At 60.7% G+C, this 18891-nt stretch carries 16 protein-coding genes; 8 read left to right on the top strand and 8 right to left on the bottom strand.

The window, feature by feature from the left end:
• Positions 1-29: 29 nt before the first annotated feature.
• From IE091_RS18420 to IE091_RS05460, 6 genes are all read right to left on the bottom strand, one after another.
• Positions 30-458, bottom strand: a complete 429-nt coding sequence (locus IE091_RS18420; protein WP_039183209.1) for a hypothetical protein — start codon at positions 456-458, stop codon at positions 30-32.
• Between the two features lie 63 nt (positions 459-521).
• On the bottom strand, positions 522-1556 hold the full coding sequence (locus tag IE091_RS05480) for a histone deacetylase family protein (protein ID WP_189462993.1): 1035 nt from the start codon (positions 1554-1556) through the stop codon (positions 522-524).
• 25 nt (positions 1557-1581) lie between these two features.
• Positions 1582-1869, bottom strand: coding sequence for a GIY-YIG nuclease family protein (locus tag IE091_RS05475; protein ID WP_039183214.1), 288 nt, complete (start codon positions 1867-1869; stop codon positions 1582-1584).
• A 9-nt stretch (positions 1870-1878) separates the two neighbouring features.
• Entirely contained in the window at positions 1879-5364 is a 3486-nt protein-coding gene (locus IE091_RS05470) for a bifunctional diguanylate cyclase/phosphodiesterase (RefSeq protein ID WP_189462992.1), read from the bottom strand.
• 30 nt (positions 5365-5394) lie between these two features.
• Positions 5395-6423, bottom strand: coding sequence for a Bug family tripartite tricarboxylate transporter substrate binding protein (locus IE091_RS05465; protein WP_144984359.1), 1029 nt, complete (start codon positions 6421-6423; stop codon positions 5395-5397).
• 25 nt (positions 6424-6448) lie between these two features.
• Positions 6449-6913 (bottom strand): YchJ family protein, encoded by a 465-nt coding sequence (locus IE091_RS05460; protein WP_189462991.1) that lies wholly within the window; start codon positions 6911-6913, stop codon positions 6449-6451.
• A 156-nt stretch (positions 6914-7069) separates the two neighbouring features.
• Here IE091_RS05460 and IE091_RS05455 point away from each other — a divergent pair, with 156 nt between their 5' ends.
• On the top strand, positions 7070-7384 hold the full coding sequence (locus IE091_RS05455; RefSeq protein WP_039183225.1) for a hypothetical protein: 315 nt from the start codon (positions 7070-7072) through the stop codon (positions 7382-7384).
• A gap of 74 nt (positions 7385-7458) precedes the next feature.
• Here IE091_RS05455 and argE read toward each other — a convergent pair whose 3' ends face one another.
• Positions 7459-8640 (bottom strand): acetylornithine deacetylase, encoded by a 1182-nt coding sequence (argE, locus tag IE091_RS05450; protein WP_144984362.1) that lies wholly within the window; start codon positions 8638-8640, stop codon positions 7459-7461.
• Between the two features lie 175 nt (positions 8641-8815).
• Between argE and ugpB the strand changes: the two genes are divergently transcribed.
• The 4 genes from ugpB to IE091_RS05430 all read left to right on the top strand — a co-directional run bounded on the left by ugpB (position 8816) and on the right by IE091_RS05430 (position 13080).
• Positions 8816-10141 (top strand): sn-glycerol-3-phosphate ABC transporter substrate-binding protein UgpB, encoded by a 1326-nt coding sequence (ugpB, locus tag IE091_RS05445; RefSeq protein ID WP_189462990.1) that lies wholly within the window; start codon positions 8816-8818, stop codon positions 10139-10141.
• Positions 10142-10270: 129 nt separating this feature from the next.
• Positions 10271-11155: a sn-glycerol-3-phosphate ABC transporter permease UgpA gene (gene ugpA / locus IE091_RS05440; protein WP_039183234.1), complete on the top strand. Its 885-nt coding sequence runs from the start codon at positions 10271-10273 to the stop codon at positions 11153-11155.
• A gap of 27 nt (positions 11156-11182) precedes the next feature.
• Positions 11183-12025 carry a sn-glycerol-3-phosphate ABC transporter permease UgpE gene (gene ugpE / locus IE091_RS05435; protein WP_039183237.1) on the top strand — a complete coding sequence of 281 codons (843 nt, stop codon included), beginning with the start codon at positions 11183-11185 and terminating at the stop codon, positions 12023-12025.
• A 2-nt stretch (positions 12026-12027) separates the two neighbouring features.
• Positions 12028-13080: a sn-glycerol-3-phosphate import ATP-binding protein UgpC gene (locus IE091_RS05430; protein ID WP_096921616.1), complete on the top strand. Its 1053-nt coding sequence runs from the start codon at positions 12028-12030 to the stop codon at positions 13078-13080.
• Positions 13081-13110: 30 nt separating this feature from the next.
• Here the strand turns inward: IE091_RS05430 and IE091_RS05425 are convergent, their stop codons facing one another.
• Positions 13111-14694 (bottom strand): bifunctional metallophosphatase/5'-nucleotidase, encoded by a 1584-nt coding sequence (locus IE091_RS05425; RefSeq protein WP_189462989.1) that lies wholly within the window; start codon positions 14692-14694, stop codon positions 13111-13113.
• 224 nt (positions 14695-14918) lie between these two features.
• Here IE091_RS05425 and IE091_RS05420 point away from each other — a divergent pair, with 224 nt between their 5' ends.
• From IE091_RS05420 to IE091_RS05410, 3 genes are all read left to right on the top strand, one after another.
• Complete coding sequence (locus tag IE091_RS05420; protein WP_189462988.1) at positions 14919-16082, top strand: glycosyltransferase family 4 protein; 1164 nt, start codon at positions 14919-14921, stop codon at positions 16080-16082.
• Positions 16045-16584: a phosphatase PAP2 family protein gene (locus tag IE091_RS05415; RefSeq protein WP_189462987.1), complete on the top strand. Its 540-nt coding sequence runs from the start codon at positions 16045-16047 to the stop codon at positions 16582-16584. The genes IE091_RS05420 and IE091_RS05415 overlap by 38 nt, the downstream gene beginning before the upstream one ends.
• A 92-nt stretch (positions 16585-16676) precedes the next feature.
• Complete coding sequence (locus tag IE091_RS05410) at positions 16677-18146, top strand: sodium/glutamate symporter (RefSeq protein ID WP_189462986.1); 1470 nt, start codon at positions 16677-16679, stop codon at positions 18144-18146.
• The last annotated feature ends 745 nt before the right edge of the window (positions 18147-18891 follow it).

Genomic DNA, 18891 nt, shown 5'->3' with positions numbered 1-18891 from the left:
TCCATTGTAACAGCGCTGGATGGCGTGGGTTAACCCACCCGGTGTTGATAAAGCGCGTCTAGCGCGTCGTCCACGAAGGGATCTTCCAAGGAGGCATCATCTATGGAAGGGGCGGCAGGCTCGCTACCGGTCAGGGCATCACGGGGCTGACCCGCGAGAGGTGCAGTGCTGGTAACGTTCGAGGAGGGCGGCTTGCGACCGCCCACCAGCACGTACCACTCTGCTTCGCTGAGGTAGTGCTGGCACCAGCGGCTCAAACCATCGGCGACGGCGTCGCGAGTGCGTTCACCGCTGCGAAACGAGGTGGCCAAATAAATGAGGTCCTGACGCGCAATGCGTGCACGGGCATTGCCGCCATGCACTTGGGAGAGCGGGCAGCGTCGGTCATAGGCCGCGTTGGTGAGGGCATTCAGCCAACGCTCCACTTCATGTGCCTGTATTCCGCCGTAGACTGCCACGACACGCTCCCGCCATCATCGATAGGCTAAAAGGCGTAAGACTGCCCGAATTTGGTGCCGTTGTCATCTCGCACCCGCACCAAAGCCCTGCAAGACATTCACCACATTGACACCGATATCTCCCACTGCATAGCCCCCTTCCAGTAAAAAGACGCAGGACAAACCACACTGGGCCAGCCGCTGGCCAAGGGCCGTAAAGTCGGCGTGCTGGAAGGTAAAAGCGCTGATCGGGTCGCCTTCGAAGATGTCCACGCCCAGCGACACAACCACCAGCTCACACTCGGCCTGGGCAATCCGGGTCAAGGCATCGTCCAACGCCGCCATCCACCGCGCCACCGACGTACCGGGCGGCAGCGGGTAGTTCAGCGTGTAGCCCTCGCCCTTGCCTTCCCCCGTTTCGTCGGCATAGCCGGAAAAGTAGGGAAAGGTCACGTCGGGGTCGCCATGCAGGGAAGCGAACAGCACATCGTCACGCTGGTAGAAAATCTGCTGGGTACCGTTGCCGTGATGAAAGTCCACGTCCAGCACGGCCACGCGATGCATGCCGCTGGCCAGGGCCCGCTGGGCAGCAATGGCGGCATTGTTGAAGAAGCAGTAGCCACCGAACTGATCGAAGGCTGCATGATGGCCAGGCGGGCGGCACAGCCCAAAGCTGGGCTCGCCGGTGGCCAGCGTATGCTCCACGGCAGCCAGCGCAGTGTCCTTGCTGGCCATGGCCGCCGCAAACGTCCCCTCGCTGATCGAGGTTTCGGCGGCCAGCGCATAGTAGCCCAGTTGGCCGCTCACCGAACTCGGTATGCGGTCGCCGCGCAGGGTCCGCGCTGGCCAGATATTGGGAATGGCCTCGCCTTCATGACCGGCGGCCTGCCATGCCTGCCAGCAGCCTTCCAGGAACGCCACGTAGTCTGCATCGTGCACCGCCAGCACGGGGTCGAGCCCATAGGCCTGCGGTGCCTGCACCTCGATATTGGCCTGCGCCAGCGCCGCCAGCACGAGATCCATGCGCTCCGGGCACTCGAAGGGGCTGACCAACGTGCCATCGTGCAGTTCACTGCGCGCCTGACGCAGACGACTATCCTCGGAAAAAAACGTACGCATGAAGGCTCCTGTTGCCATGGTGTGTTTACTCGCTTTCCGGGTGCCACCCTTCGACCGGCCATTGGCGGGCCCAGTGGCGCTTTTGATCCGGGGTGCGCTGTTTCAAGCGGTACTCGGCCTGGCTGGCCGTGGCGCGATCAGGAAACGGCTGCGCCCCCAAGAGCGCCGTGGGCGGGTGCGCACGGGTATAGCGCGCGCCCTTGCCGGTTCGGTGGGCCTGGTAGCGCTTCGTCAAATCATTCGTGATGCCCACATAGGTGCCTCGGCGACACTCCAGCAGATACAGGTACCAGGTCGTGGTGGTCAACGCCATGTTTTCTCGTCAGCCAGAGGTGGTCGAAGCCGTGAATGCCGCCATGATGTTTTCGAGCTCCGCCAGCGGCATGGGTTTGGCCAACCCGAAGCCCTGGAACATGTCACAGCGGTAAGTCATCAAACGTTGGTGCTGGGCGTCATTCTCGACCCCTTCGGCCACCACGCCAAGCCCCAAATGGTGGGCCATGGAAATGATGCCCTGCACGATGGCGGCATCGTCATCGCTGTGAATCAGCTCGTTGATGAAGCTGCGATCGATCTTGATGGTGCTGATGGGCAGGTGTTTCAGATAGCTCAAGCTCGAGTAGCCGGTGCCGAAGTCATCAATGGCGACGCTCACCTGCATGCTGCGCAGCGCATGCAGAATGCCAATCGCCGCCTCGGTGTTGTTCATCAGGATGCCTTCGGTCAGTTCCAGCGTCAGCTGCTCGGCAGGAAGACCGGTCGATGAGAGCGTCTGGCGCAGCGTCGCCAGAAAGCTTGCGCGATGAAACTGCAAAGGCGAGAGATTGACCGCCACCTTCAGGCTTCCCAACCCCTTTTGCTGCAGGCTCAGCATGTCGGTACAGGCACGCTGCAGGACCCACTCGCTGATGGGCACGATCTGCCCCGTTGCCTCGGCCAGCGGAATGAAACGCGCCGGAGAAATATAGCCTTTCACGGGGTGCCGCCAACGTACCAGGGCTTCTACGCTGACGATGTTGCCGGCGCCGTCGAACAGTGGCTGATAGTGCAGCTCGAAGTTTTGATGATCGATGGCTTCCTGCAAATCGTTGCGCAGGATGACGCGCTCGCTGGCCAGTTCGTTGATGTCGTTACTGAACCAGGCATACGCATTGCGCCCTTGCTGCTTGGCCTTGTACATCGCCATGTCTGCCTGCTGAATCAAGCTTTGTGGCTGGGGTGTGGTCGGCCCACTGATGGCGATGCCGACACTGGCCGTCAGGTACAGCTCGTGGCCATCGATGCAGTAAGGGCGAGCCAAGGCGGGCAACAGGCGCTCGACGATGTCGATCACCTGCTTTTCGTCACTGACCGACGAAATCAGCAGCACGAACTCGTCACCGCCCAAGCGGGCCACCGTATCTTCCTGGCGCAGTGCCGCCTTCAGCCGCTGGCCTACTTCGATCAATACCTGATCACCCACGGCATGCCCCAGGCTGTCGTTGATCGGCTTGAAATCGTCCAGATCCACGAACAGCACGCTGATGGCGTGCCCCCCCAGCTGTGCCTGGGCAAACTGTGCCTGCAGGGCTTCTTCGAAATGCATGCGGTTAGGCAAGCGAGTCAGGTCGTCATGGGTGGCATGATAGGCCAGGCGAGCTTCGTAGGCCTTGTGCTTGGAAATATCGTGCTGAACGCCGACGAAATGGGTCACCCCGCCATCCTGGCCCCGCACCGGTGCGACGTAGAGGTCGTTCCAGAACGGCGTACCATCCTTGCGATAATTGCACAGCGTGACGTGGGTCTCTCGCTGGTTCTGGAGGCCGCAGCGCAGCGCCTCCACCATGTCCGGGTCGCTCTCCGGCCCTTGCAGAAAACGACAGTTCCGACCAATGACGTCTTCCAGCGAGTAGCCGGTCATCACGCTAAACGCACGATTGGCGTAGATGATCGGCAAATCCGGTGCGCGGGCATCGGCAATCAGCACGCCGTTCACGCTGGCTTCCACGCTGCGCTCCAGAATGCGCAGACGAGTCTGCTGGGCGCGGCTTGCGGTGACGTCCTGTGCAATGCCGTACACTCCGTCGACTCGACCATTGACCGTGATCGGAATACCGATCACATCCAGCAAGCGCTGCTGGCCATCACGGTGGCGCAGCGAGACTTCGAAGCGCGCGATTTCACCGCCCAGCACCTGCTGAAACTGTTGCGCCACATGCGTGACGTCGTCAGGGTCGATAAAGTTGGCAAAGTGACGCTGCAAGACCTCTTCCCGAGGAATGCCGGTCACACGCCCGCAGGTTGCGTTCGCTTCGATGAAACGCCCTTCGGGATCCACGGCAAAAATGGCATCGGGGTGGTGCGCAAACAGCGAACGATAGCGCTGCTCGCTGTCGGCCAGGGAGTGGCGCGCTTCGGCCAGCTCTTTGGCCCGGGTGACGCTTGCCCTCATCAGCCCCACGCTGAACGCCAGCAGCCAGCTCATCACCAGCCCACCCAGCGTGACGCTCAGCGGCATCACGCCCAACAGTGCCCAGTTGTAGTGTTGGCCGGGATAGGCGCTCAGCATGAGGTTGATCCCCCCCGGCAACCCCATATGCCGAGATGCCAGCATCAGCGTGGAGGCTTCGCCATCATCGACCGTGAACCCGGAAGGGTGCAGCCGAATCAGCCGTTGGTCCGCCCGGCTGACGTCCACATGAAAAGGCCCCAGCGCCAGCCGCAGCTCGTTGCCCAGCAGCTCGCCCAGATGCAACGAGGCCAGCAGCTGCTCGGGCTGGCCAGGAATGGGTACGGCCATCAATATCTGGCTGGGCTGACGGCTGTCCGGGATCAGTAACCGAGGGCGTTCGAACGGAATGTTCATCCAGGCCTGTACCGCAGGCATGGCCAGCTGCTCCAGCAGCCAGCCATCACTGCGTTGCCTGCGCCCTTGCGACCACCGCAGCGCCCCCGTCTCCTCCCTCAGTGCCATGGCATGCAGGCTGAGCGTATCGCGAAAATAGTTCTGGGCATCTTGTGCCAGCAACCGCTCACGCTGCGCGCCTGTCACCCCGTCCAGGCGCTCAGCCATGCGCTGCATCAGCTTTAGCCGTTCCGACATGGCCTGTTCGGCGTTGAGCTGCACATTATCCAGCAGGTAACTGGCCTGCAACTCGGCCGAGGAGCGCTGATGCATGCTCAGCAGCAACCACGCCAGACTACTGGCCAACACACCTGCCAACCCGACCACCACGGTCAAGCGGCCCGGGCTGAGCCGCTCATGACGCTGCCGCCAGCCGGCCACCAACAGCGCAGCCCCCAACAGCACGATGAACACCAGCACCGCCAGAGGCGAGGAGGTAAAGAGCGTCGCCTGGTTTGCCTGAGGACGCCATAGCTGGAGCACCACCACGCCGCCAAACAGCAGCAAACCTATTCCTGCCGCGCGCCACCAGCGCTTTTTTGCCGCCCCTTCCACACCACGCCATAGGCAGACATTGATCATCAGCAACACCACCGCCGCCAAACTGGTCATGCGCGGTTGCCCAGTGACCCACGATTCGCTGACGCCCTGCGCCATCAGGTTGTGCAGCAAGGTGTACAGCAGCAGCGCCGTCAAGCCTCCGGCACTTGCCAGCCTCAGCACGCGCCATCGGCACAGCGTGGCCAGCAGGCTGACGCCGATCAGCAGCGTCGCCAGCGCGGCATCCGGCACCAGCATCGGGCCGAATACCACTTGTGGCAGCACCAGCCCCACCAACAGGCTGGTCGCTCCCATGCACAGGAGCGTCGCCGAGACCAGCAGCAGTAGCGTCTCGGCGGCTAAATCACGAGTATTCAAGGGCATTAGACGTGGTGGCTCCGGTCGATGGTCTGGCTAGCGCTCGAACGCTAACCGCTGGGTCAGGCTTTCCAACTGTTGATACTGCTCATCCAGATACTGCCCATAGGCCTCCAGCGGGCGAAAGTCCACCAGAGAGCCGTGGGTGTCCATCAAGCGACGTGCCAGGTCAGGCGCTTCCAGCGCCTGACGGAAGGCGGTGGCAATGACGTCAAGACGCTCAGGAGGCGTGTTCAAGGGAGCAAACAAACCGCGGTCCGTGGTATTGACCAGCGTGATGCCCTGCTCCAGAAGCGTCGGCACGGACGGTAGCGCCGCAAGACGCTGCTCGCTGGCAGCGCCCAGAGGCACCAGGGCACCCGACGCAAACAGGGCACCTGCCGACGGCAGGTTGAGCATGGCAAAATCAAGCTCTCTGCCTAACAAGGCCACGACCTGGGCACCGGTATCAGGATATTGGACGAACTGTACATCGCTGGCATCGATACCGGCCTGCGCGAAGAAGTGTAGCCAAAAAAAGTGGTCCGTTGAGTTGGGAATCACCCCGAACAGCAGCTTGCCCGGCTGTTCGCGCACCTTTTCGGCAATCTGGGAAGCACTGCTGACCGAGTGACCTGCATAGGTGGCCGGAATGTTCACGGTGCGGGTCAGCAGGGCAATGGGGGCGAATGCCTCATGCGAAAAGTTGGAAAGCCCCGACAGGTAGGCGAGGTCGATGGTTTGATGGCTGCCCAGTACGGTGTAACCATCGGGCGGGGATTCCTTGACGAACTGCGCCCCCAGCGTGGCCCCGCTGCCGGGCATGTTCACGACGACGATGGGGGCCTGTAGCGCAACCTGGGCACGCTCGGCAATGGCTCTGAACAAGACGTCCGTTGCGCCGCCTTCCCCGTAGGGCAGCACCAGCGTCATGTCCGTGGCAGGGTAAGGCTCCGCTTGCGTCTGGCCATGGGCAGAAGCGCCCACGAAAAGGCTTAGCCACCCCAACAGCACGATGGCCCCCCAGCCACTCGATGAAGACCATAAACCACGCTGCCGTCGCCGTTCGGTTTGCTTCGTGTTCATCGGGGGTGCCTCATGCTACTTAGTCTTATAGCTGGCAACATACCTTGAATTTGCGTCCGCTTCCACAAGGGCAGGCATCGTTACGGCCCGGCTTCAGGCGTATCACGGTGGGCTTTCCATCGACGTACCACCACCGCTGCTCTTCCCATACGAACCGCGAGGCTTCTTCCAGCACATGCCAACGGCCTGATTCCCTGAACGTTGCCTTGAAGTGCACGTGCCCTTCATCGCGGGAAGGCTGCGGTGCCGACACGATGACCAGCGATTGCCACTGCGTCGTGGGGTCGGGTGGCAGTGTGGCTGGGCGCGTGGTGGCGTGCCAGGTGGCCAGCAAATAGTCACGCTCATTCAACGCAAAGGCGGTGTATCGTGAACGCATCAGGGCTTCCGGGGTTTCTGGAACGGCCTGGCCCTGATGAAACGGTTGGCAGCAGGCTACCAGTGGCAACGTGCTGCCACAGGGGCAACTTTCCGGCATGGGGTGGGTCATAACGGTGACTCTGGCTTGTGCAATGAATAAAGGCTGTAGACGTTTTGTTTCGGTAATAGGGCCCGAGTCAGGTATAGTAGCAGAGCAAGATCTTCAGACAGACGGAGTACGACAACACGATCGATCATTCTTTCCAAACGCAGTGGAGGTTCTCCTATGAAGGTTTACAGACCGGAATGGCAGTGCACGTTTAGCGTAAACGAAGGCGCGGAAGAATCAGCAAACTGGAAAGAGCGAATCGCGTGGCGGCTTAGAGCCGTGGCAGACCGCCTGGAAGGCAAAGGGCGTACGGTGAAAATCGACTATGACGTGTCGCCCACGGTTAGCCGAGACGAAGTCGACCACTGCCTGGGCAAAGGCTTTGAAGTCACCCAGAAGCTGTTGACCCAACTGGCTCGCCAGCAGGCCTGCGAAGATGTCATGCGCCATGCGAAAGCCGAGCTTTATGAAGAGCATTACCCTCAGCATTGATCGCTCTAAAGCATCATGAAAACATCCGCCGCGTCACCGGGCGGATGTTTTTTTATGGGCGTGAGCGCTCGACTTCAGGCATGGTCATCGGCTTGATAGGCCGATTGCAGGGAGCCACCCAAGCGCTGCATGAACTGCTGACATGCCTCGAGCTGTGAGATCTCGATATACTCATCCGGCTGGTGCGCCTGGGCAATGCTGCCCGGCCCCAGAATGATCGTCTGCAGCCCCTGCCCCTGAAACTGGCCAGCCTCGGTGGCGTAGGCCACGGCATGCTGGCAACAGCCTGCCGGAAGGTGCGCTTCTGCCAGTTGCAGCACCTGCTGGTTGTCACGGTTTGCCAACCCGGGCACCGTCACGTTCAAGGGCTCTGTGGTGATGTCGACGGTTTTCCCCTGAGCCGCCAGGGCCTCACTCAGCGTGGCGCAGTAGTCGCTGAAGCGGGCATACACCTCTTCGAAGGTTTCCGTGGGCAGGTGGCGTATCTCCCACTCGAACTGGCACTCCCGCGCCATGATATTGATGGCCGTGCCCCCCTTGATCTTGCCCACGTGCAGGCTGGTATGCGGCACGTTGAACGCCTCGTCCACGCGTCCTTCTGCGACCAGCGTGGCCATGGTGTCCTCGATGAAAGTGACCAGCCTGGCCGCCACATGAATCGCCGAGGTGCCCTGGTTCACCTGGCTACTGTGGGCCTCGCGCCCCACTACGGTAGTGCGCAGGTTGGTGGCGCCTTTCTGGGCAACCACTGGCTGCATGCTGGTCGGCTCGCCGACGATGACTCGTGCCGTGGTGGAGTAGTGCTCATAAAAGCGCTTGATCAGGCTCGGCGCCCCGACACAGCCGATCTCTTCGTCATAGGAAAAGCCCAGGTAGACCGGCTGCTGCAAAGGCGCCTTGACCCACTCGGGCACCATGGCCAGCGCGCAGGCGATGAAGCCTTTCATGTCGCAGGTACCTCGCCCATACAACCGACCATCGCCCCCATCACGCAGGGTGAACGGGTCGCTGCTCCACGGCTGCCCTACGACGGGCACCACATCCGTATGCCCGGAAAGCATCACCCCGCCGGGCGCATCAGGGCCGATGCGCGCAATCAGGTTGGCTTTGGTGCCACAGGGGCTCATCACCCGCTCGGAAGCGACGCCAGCCTTGGTCAGGTACGCTTCGACAAATTCGATCAGGGCCAGATTGGACGCGCTGGAGGTGGTATCGAAGGCGACCAGTCTGGTCAGTAACGTGGTGACATCGCTCATAGTGCTCTCGCTGTGCAGGCTTTTGGCCACCCTAGCACCGCCATGGGCATTTGGAAATGCTGACCGTCACGACAACTTCACCGTGCGTTCATGAAAGCGTCATCTACACTTTCTACTGTGCAGTGCACCCAAAAAATTCAACAAACGTACTGCGCATGACCTACAAGGAGTCGTTATGTCTCGTTTCACGTTGCATGCTCTTGCCCTCGGTGTGGCGACGGCCACTTTCAGCCTGTCGGCCCAGGCTACGACCAACATTCAGTGGTGGCACGCCATGGGAGGTCAGCTCGGTAACCTGCTGGAAGAGATGACCGAAGACTTCAATGCTTCCCAGGACGATTACCGCGTCATCCCCAGCTATCGGGGCAACTACACCGAAACGATGACTGGCGCGATCGCGGCCTTCCGTGCAGGCGAACAGCCCCACATCCTGCAAGTGTTCGAAGTCGGTACCGGCACCATGATGAATGCCGACGGTGCGATCTACCCGGTCTACGAGCTGATGGAAGCACACGGCCGTGCCTTCGACCCGGATGCCTTCCTGCCCGCCGTGGTGGGCTACTACACGGACACCAACGGCAACATGCTGTCGTTCCCGTTCAACTCCTCGACGCCCATCATGTACTACAACCGGGATGTGTTCGAAGCCGCTGGCCTGGACCCGGAACAGCCGCCACAGACCTGGGAAGAACTGGCCGAACAGGCCACCCAAATCACCGAGTCGGGTGCCGCACGCTGTGGCTTCACCTCTTCATGGCCAAGCTGGGTGATGCTGGAGAACTTCTCCGCCATGCACAACTCGCCGTTGGGCACTCTGGAGAACGGCTTTGGTGGCCTGGACACCGAGCTGAACTTCAATAACGACCTGGTGGCTCGCCACTGGGACAACCTGAAAGCCTGGCAGGACGCAGGTGCCTACAAATGGGGCGGCCCCGGTTCAGGCCCTGATGCCGAACCCATGTTCTACTCCCAGGAGTGCGCGATCTTCTTCGGCTCATCGGCCTCACGGGCAGATGTGGCAGCCAACGCCGACTTCGAAGTAGGCTTCGGCATGCAGCCCTACTATGCCGATGTCGACGGCGCGCCGCAGAACTCGATTATCGGGGGTGCCACGCTGTGGGCACTGCAAGGCCATAGCGATGAAGAGTACGAAGCCGTTGCTGCCTTCTTCGAGTACCTTTCAGAGCCCGAAGTGCAGGCCAAGTGGCACCAGCAAACCGGCTACCTGCCGATCACTCAGGCGGCATGGGACTTGAGCACCGAGCAGGGCTATTACGACGAGAACCCAGGCGCGGATATCTCGCTCAAGCAGATGACGCTGAACGAGCCCACCGAAAACTCCAAGGGCCTACGCTTCGGCAACTTCGTGCAGATTCGCGACATCATTTCCGAAGAGATGGAAGCCGTCATGACTGGCAACAAATCTGGTCAGGCCGCTGCCGATGCAGCCGTTGAGCGGGGTAACCGCCTGCTGCGTGACTTCCAGTCCGCCAATCAGTAAGTAAGCGCTTGCTTCGCCGCCTGACCAACGCCAGGCGGCGAAGTCGTTTCAAGTATCGCTCGGCATCGGTACTCCTCGACCCGCGTACCCCTCGCCTTACGTGCTACCCGTTCTCGCGGAAACCTGCTTATGCAAACCAAACGCATGACCTTTCCGGGGCGCTTTCTGCCTTATGCGCTGCTGGCCCCGCAAATCGTCATTACGCTGATCTTTTTCATCTGGCCGGCGGGCAAGGCGCTGTATCAATCGCTGCTGCGCGAAGATGCCTTCGGCCTGCGCACGACCTTCGTCGGCCTGGAGAACTTCACTCGCCTGTTCAGCGATGGCAACTACCTCAATGCGCTTTCGGTCACGGCCACCTTTGCCATCGGCACCACGCTGCTCTCCATGTCGGTGGCGCTGTTGCTGGCCTGCACGGTGAATCGCATGATCCGTTCGCGCAGCGCCTATACCACCCTGCTGGTATGGCCTTATGCCATTGCGCCCGCCATTGCCGGAGTGCTGTGGTGGTTCATTTTCAATCCTTCCATCGGCATCGTGCCTTACATGCTCGACATGGTGGGCTACCGCTGGAACCACCGCACGTCGGGAAGCGACGCCATGCTGCTGGTGATCTTTGCCGCCGCCTGGAAGCAGATTTCCTACAACTTTCTGTTTTTTCTAGCGGGCTTGCAGTCCATCCCGCAGTCGTTGATCGAAGCCGCCGCCATCGACGGGGCCAGCCCCATGAAGCGCTTCTGGACCATCGTCTTTCCGCTCCTTTCCCCCACCACGTTTTTCCTGATGGTGGTCAACGTGGTGTACGCGATGTTCGATACCTTCGGCATTATCCACGCCACGACCCAGGGCGGCCCCGCACAGGCCACCAACACCCTGGTGTACAAGGTGTATGCCGATGGCTTCGTAGGCTTGAACCTGGGCTCTTCGGCGGCGCAGTCGGTCATTCTGATGGCCATCGTGATCGCCCTGACCATCGTTCAGTTCCGCTTCATCGAGCGCCGGGTCAACTACTGATCCAGGCGGATTGTGAGGAGTTTCGTTATGGTTGAAAACCGCCCCTGGGCCAACCTCCTGGCCCATCTGACGCTGATCCTGGGCGTTGCCGTGGTGGTATTTCCGGTGTACGTGGCGCTGGTGGCCTCGACCCAGGCCCCCGGCGACTTGCTGCGCGGAACGCTGCCCATGCTGCCCGGCAGCCACGGCCTGGAAAACTACACGCGCATGTGGCAGTCCGGCGTTTCCAACGCGGGCGCGCCACCGGCAGGCACCATGCTGTGGAACAGCTTCGTGATGGCCATGGCCATTACGCTGGGCAAACTGTCCATCTCGCTGCTGTCCGCGTTTGCCATCGTCTATTTCCGTTTCCGCTTTCGGATGCTGTTCTTCTGGCTGATCTTCATCACCTTGATGCTGCCGGTGGAGGTGCGCATCATCCCCACCTTCCAGGTGGTGGCCGACCTGAAGATGCTCAACAGTTTTGCCGGGCTGTCGATTCCGCTGATTGCTTCGGCCACCGCTACCTTTCTCTTTCGCCAGTTCTTCATGACCATCCCTGAAGAGATGCTGGAAGCCGCCAGGGTGGACGGCGCGGGGCCGCTGAAGTTCTTCAAGGACATTCTGATGCCGCTCTCGATCACCAATATCGCGGCGCTGTTCGTGATCATGTTCATCTACGGCTGGAACCAGTACCTGTGGCCGCTGCTGATCACCACCAACCCGGATTACTACACCATCGTGATGGGCATTCAGCGCATGACCTCCGATGAAAATCCCCAATGGCACTTGATCATGGCGGCCGTCGTGATGGCGGCCCTGCCGCCGGTGCTGGTGATCCTGTTTATGCAACGCCTGTTCGTGAAAGGCCTGACCGAGACGGAGAAGTAACCATGGCCAGCATTACCCTGGAAGGGCTGAAGAAAACCTACGCCGGTAACGTGGCAGCCGTCAAAGGCATCGACCTGCACATCGAAGATGGTGAATTCGTGGTTCTGGTGGGGCCTTCCGGCTGCGGTAAATCGACCCTGCTGCGCATGGTGGCCGGGCTGGAAACCATTACCGAAGGCACGTTGAAGATCGGCGAGCGGGTGGTCAATCGGCTGGAGCCAGCCGAACGGGACATCGCCATGGTGTTCCAGAACTATGCGCTCTACCCTCACATGACGGTCTACAACAACCTGGCCTACGGCCTGAAGAACCGCGGTTTCAAGAAGCATGACATCGACCAGCGCGTGCGCGCTGCCGCCAAAATGCTGGAAATCGAGGAGTACCTGGAGCGCAAACCGCGCAAGCTTTCAGGTGGCCAGCGCCAGCGCGTGGCCATGGGACGCGCACTGGTACGCGAGCCCTCGGCCTTCCTGTTCGACGAGCCGCTCTCCAACCTGGATGCCAAGCTGCGGGTGCAGATGCGCGTCGAGATCAAGCAGCTGCAGCGTCGCCTAAAGACCACCAGCCTGTACGTCACCCACGACCAGCTCGAAGCGATGACCCTGGGCGACCGCCTGGTGGTGCTGAACGCAGGCAATATCGAGCAGGTAGGCACGCCCATGGAGATTTACACGCGCCCTGCCACGCTGTTCGTGGCCCAGTTCATCGGCTCCCCTGCCATGAACATCCTGCCGCTGGCGTATCTGGCCCCCCAGGATCATGAAGGGATACTGAGCCAGCTGCCGGAAGGCACGGACACCCTGGGTATTCGCCCGGATGACATGCTGCTGACACCGCCTGCCGAGCCGCATATCGCGCTACGAGCCACGCTGATGCTGTACGAAGCAGCCGGGGCCGAAAGCCACCTCTACGTGCATCTGGCCGACCGCCAACAGCCTACGGTACTGAAGACCGCAGGCCAGCCCCCCGTTCAGGAGGGCGAGACGCTCAATCTGTACGTCACCGCCGGTGCTCTGCACCCGTTCAATGCCACCACCGGGCAGCGCACCGGCTGAGCCTGCCGCTTGCCCAGGGCGATGAAGTGACTATTCGTCCTGGGCAATATCCACAATGCGACCCTCGGGCTGATAGAACACCTCGCCACGAGACACCACATGATCACGCAACATCTCCCAATCGGTATGGCCCACGATGGTATGGCGGCCATCGTCGTGGGCCGCCCCCAGTGCCGTGTGACCATCGCCACCAGCCGCTGTGAAGTTGTTGGTGGCCACGGTATAGGTCTTGTCCGGATCGATCGCCTGCATGGCACCTTCGCGGTTCACCTCTAGGCTGATGAGACGCTCGCCTGCGGGCTGACGGCTGTCGTAGGTGAGCCGCGTGCCTTCGGACACCTGCAGGAAGCCACCGCTTTCGTCCGGCGCATTGGTCAGCGCAATTTCGAAGGTTTCCAGCAGCTCGGCACCAGTGACTTCCAGCAGCGTCAAACGGTTACCGAACGGCTGCACGGCGATCAGGTCACCCACGGTGATATCCCCTTGTGGCAGCGCTGCACGAATACCGCCGCTGTTCTGTAGCGCCATGAGGGTGTCCGGTACCACCTTGCGCGCTGCATGGAGCTGACCGTCGGCAATCAGGTTGCCCAGCGCCGTTTCGTTGGCGCGTACGCTCAGCGCATCGCCCTGGCCATGACGAGGGTTGGGCAGCGCCAGAATCGCCTTCGCACCTACCTGTTCGTCACGCAGTGCTTCGATGGCCTCGGTATAGGGCGCCAAGCGCGCCAGCGCAGCCGCATCCGGCGTGCGCTCGTCGGTGGCCAGCAGCTCACCGCTGACCTCCTGGACCACGCCATCGGCATCGAAGGTCACCTGCATGACTCCCAGGTGCTGGCCATACTCACCTGCCTGCCCTACCGCGGTGGGCGCTGGCCAGTGCTCGGTCAGCAGCGCAGGCGGGGCGACCCGCGTATGGCTATGACCCCCGATGATGACGTCGATCCCCTCGACCTGCTCTGCCAGCAGCAGGTCGTTACCGACGCGGGGGTCGCTGTCGTAGCCCAGATGCGTGAGCGCGATGATCTTGTTGACTCCCTGCGCTTCGAGCGCCTCGACCATCGCTTCGGCCGCCTGACGGTACTCACCAATGGTGACCTGGCCCGGGCTGGAGATGGCGTCGCTATCCTGGGTGCTCAATCCGAAGATCCCGATACGCTCCCCCTGATGTTCGAGGATCATGCCGTCATAGAGATACCCCGCCTGGGGGTCGGCCGTGATGCTCTCCCCGAGGCGCTCGGCAAACTCGGGAGACGCCGAAAAGTCCAGGTTGGCGCCTAAAATGGGGAAGTCTGCCCCTGCAAAGAACGCCGCCAACGCCTGATGACCGGTCTCAGGGTCACCCAGGTCGAACTCATGATTCCCCGGCACGAACGCGTCGTAGCCCATCAGGTTCATGAAGGTCAGCGCGTCCTGGCCCTGAAATTCGTTGAAGTAGAGCGTCCCGGAGAAGATATCCCCCGCATCCAGCAGCAACCCCTCGCCATAGGCCTCCCGGGCCTCGTTCAAGGTGGCCACCAGGGCCGGGTAAGCATCCGTGCGGCCATGCAGGTCGTTGGTGTGATAGATCGTCAGGGTAAAGGTCTCGTCGGCCATCACGGCCGATGACGAGATCATGAGTGCACCCGCAATGGCGCATGGAGTAACAAAGTGTCGTGAGGTCATGGACTGGGTTCCTTTCGTCAGGGTCAAGTCACTTTCCTGGTATATGTAACGATACTTGCTTCCTGCGGCACAAGACAGGGCACATTGCGTGTCATCGCTTGTTCACCTGGCTGTCGCCTCGGTGTCACTGTTGGGCCTCACCATGGCGCTAAACGTGATAAAGGGATGAATCGCTCATGCGACTCTGTATCGTCAGCGAAACATGGTCACCGGAAATCAACGGCGTCGCGCACACGCTGAACCGGCTGTGTCGTGAACTGCTGTTGCTGGGCATCACAGTGGACGTGATACGCCCGGCGCCGCGTCAACCTGGTAGCGCTGCGTGCGCCACCCAGGAACTTCAGGTCAAGCGGTTTGCACTGCCTAACTATACCGACGTTCAGGTAGGCTTTGCCCGCCCTGGGAAGCTTCAGCGCTTTTGGCAGCAATACCGCCCGGACGTCGTCTATCTGGCAACCCAGGGCCCCTTGGGCTGGGCGGCCCGCCAGGCAGCCCAGCGCCTGGAATTGACGCTGGTGGCCGGTTGGCATACCAACTTCGACCATTACTGCCAAGATTATGGCGTTGCCTGGCTGGCCAAAGCGACACGACGCTATTTGCGCTATTTCCACAATGGCTGCGCCCTCACCCTGGTGCCTACCCAGCAGCAAGCCGTGGCGCTGCGCCAGGATGGCATCAAAGACGTGCAGGTGCTTTCCCGGGGCATCGACGGCGAGCGCTTCTCCCCTGCCCACCGCGACCTCGCGCTGCGTCAGCAGTGGGGGGTCAGCGAGCATCAACCGGTGGCCCTGTACGTGGGGCGCCTGGCACCCGAGAAGAACCTTTCGCTCCTGCAGGAAACGCTGCAAGCCATGCGCAGCGCTCGCCCCGATATGGCGCAGGTCATCGTGGGCGACGGCCCGGCCCGCAGCCAGCTGCAAAAAGCCTTGCCAGAAGCCCACTTCACCGGATTTGTGGACAAGCACTCGCTGGCCCGCCACTACGCCAGCGCCGACATGTTCGTGTTTCCCTCGCTGTCCGAAACCTGGGGCAACGTAGTGACCGAAGCCATGGCCAGCGGCCTGGCAGTCGTGGCGTTTCGCCACGCAGCCAGCGCAGAACTGATTCACAGTGGTCATAACGGCATCACCGTGGCGACCGACGATGCGCTGGGCTTTCAACACGCAGCGGTCACGCTGTGCCAGCACCCTGCCGATTACGCACGACTAGGAAGAGTCGCCCGCCTGCGCGCACTGGAACAGAGCTGGTCGGGCATTGCCGAGCAATTTCTACGTTACCTGCACCATGCCCAGGAGGCCCGCCATGCGAGCTCGCCCGCTTGTCGTATTCGATCGTCTTGACCTGTGGGAGTGGCGCTTTTGCCAGCGCGTGACGCATCTCTCGCTTTACCGCCCCTGGCGTCTGACGCTCCAGACGGCCAGCAAACTGGGTGATTGGCCCGTTTGGGTACTACTGATTGCAGCTCAGCCGTGGCTGCAAGCGGACGGCCTATGGCGCATGTGGCAATACTCACTGATCGCGCTGCTGGCGATTCTGGTCTATAAGCTGGTGAAAACTCGGCTGTGTCGCGAACGCCCTTTCATCACCTACCTGGGGGGCGTCCACTGCGGCGAACCTGCCCGAGACCGCTACAGTTTTCCCAGTGGTCATACCATGCATGCCGTGATGTTCAGCGTCCTGGTGGCCAGCCACACGCCCTGGCTGCTACCGATCGTGTTACCGCTTGCCTTGATCATCTCGATTTCAAGAGTAGGCCTGGGCCTGCACTATGCCAGTGACGTGTTGGCCGGTGCTGCCATGGGCTACGGGTTTGCGTTACTGAGCCTTTACTGGATGGGCTAGGCGCTGTTCGACGCCTGAACGCCATAGCGCTTTCATTTGATTGGCACTACGTTTATCTCATTACCCTTTTCGGATCATCAAGGAGCGATGAGATGACCATGACCGTAGGTGAACTGTTTATCGCGCTGGTGCTCATTGCGCTGGTGCTGCTGGTCAGCAATGCGCTGCGCCTTTGGCTACCCTGGCTGCGCCGCCTGTTTCTTCCCAGTTCGGTGATTGGCGGGCTGCTCCTGCTGTTGCTTGGCCCCGATGTCATCGGGCGCTTCATGCCCACACTGTTCGAAGAAAGCCCCGGGTTGTTCCCCGCTTACGTCCAGGAGAGCTGGTCGGCGCTGCCTGGGCTGCTGATCAACGTCGTCTTTGCTGCCCTGTTCATCGGCAAGGCCATCCCTGGGCTGCGCACCATCTGGTTACGTGCAGGGCCGCAGGTCGTGGTGGGCCAGACCATGGCGTGGGGCCAGTATGTGGTAGGTCTCAGCCTTGCTTTGCTGGTACTGGTTCCCATGTTCAACATGAACCCCATGGTGGGGGCACTGATTGAAATCGGTTTCGAAGGCGGGCACGGCACCGCCGCAGGCATGGCCGACACCTTCGCCGACCTCGGCTTTGAGGAAGGCGCCGACCTGGCGCTGGGCCTGGCCACCGTCGGCATCGTTTCGGGGGTGTTGATCGGCACGGTGATGATCAACATCGCGGCACGCAGAGGCGTGGTCAAACCCACCCGTGAAGAAGACCAGCCGGATGAAAGCCTGCGTGAAGACGAACGCCCCTCTACAGAAGAGTTCAGCGAATTCAAGAAGGATCTGGCACAAGAAGCAGGCACCACCGACCCATTGAGCCTGCATATCGGGCTGGTGGGCATCGCCATCGTGATTGGCTGGCTGCTGCTGACAGGCCTGCAGTGGGTAGAGCAGATGACCTGGGCACGCGACGGCGGGCTGGAAATACTCGCCCACGTGCCGCTGTTTCCCATTGCCATGATTGGCGGGGTGATCGTACAGCTATGTGTCATGCGCTTTAGGCTGGAACGGCACGTATCCACCCGCACCATGTCACGTATTGCGGGCACCGCGCTGGATTTCACCATCGTGGCCGCCCTCGCGACGCTTTCGCTGACCACGCTGGGTGATTACTTCATCCCGTTCCTGCTGCTGGCACTGGCCGGGATTGCCTGGGGCTTGTTCGTGCTGATCGTGATCGCCCCTCGCGTGATCCCCGAGAACTGGTTCGAACGCGGTATTGGTGACTTCGGCCAATCCATGGGGGTGACCGTCACCGGGCTGTTGCTGATGCGCATGGCAGACCCCAAGAACAAGTCCGGCGCACTGGAGAGTTTTGGCTACAAACAGCTGATGTTCGAACCCGTGGTGGGGGGCGGCCTGTTCACCGCCGCCGCGTTACCGCTGATTGCCCAGTTTGGCGCACCCGCCGTGCTGGGATTGACCGCCATACTGACCGTCGGTTGGCTGGCATTCGGATTGCTCTACTTTGGCAGGATGGTGCCCGACCGTGGCAAGGGTCGATGGCAAGGGTCGATGGCAAGGCAAGTAAACATCGGATAGCAAAACGCCCGCAATAGCGGGCGTTTTGCATTGGGACGGATGTCTTGCAAGGGAGGACTTACATATCAGGTGGCATGTCGTCACGCTCTTCCAGGCCCCCTGAAAATGACGTCTTGAACGCCATATACAGGCCTACCCCCGAAAACCCCAAGAAGAGCACGAACATGCATAACATCAATACCATCGCCATAACGCGTGTCCCTGTCAGTGTGCGGCCGTTGCGTTGACGTCTTCTCACCGCTGAAATTTGGTCTACACGACAGGATAGACCAAAACACTGCGCCCATCTGTACCATTACTGTACAGACGCAGGGATGGATTTGTAAAATTATCTAAAATCAGTTACTTGAGAAAACAAAAATAACGCAAAAAAACCATCCCACAAACGCGAGATGGCTGTTTTGCATCGCTGCCGATCCTTGGCCTTGATGGCCAGCACATCCAGGTGCTGGCAAGAGTGAGCAGGCTCGATGTCCCTACACGTCCTTGATGCTTTCTGGGCGTCCTGCCCTCCTTGACTGCCTGTTAGCCTGCCCACACTGTCGATAAAGAAAGGGGTCACTCCCTGTGAACCCGAGGCAGTTCATGCTACTGACCATGATAATGCATCAGCCAGGCCAAAACTTTTAAAAAATAGAAAAGTAAACAAAAAACAAATACATATGAAAATAAATAAACCACCCTGCTATGCCAATCCAGCCCACCGACGACTCGAAACCTGTATAAAACTGACACATGAGACAAA

Source organism: Vreelandella hamiltonii, assembly GCF_014651775.1.
Classification (GTDB): Bacteria; Pseudomonadota; Gammaproteobacteria; order Pseudomonadales; family Halomonadaceae; genus Vreelandella; species Vreelandella hamiltonii.
This window is presented reverse-complemented; position numbering and strand designations above follow the sequence as displayed.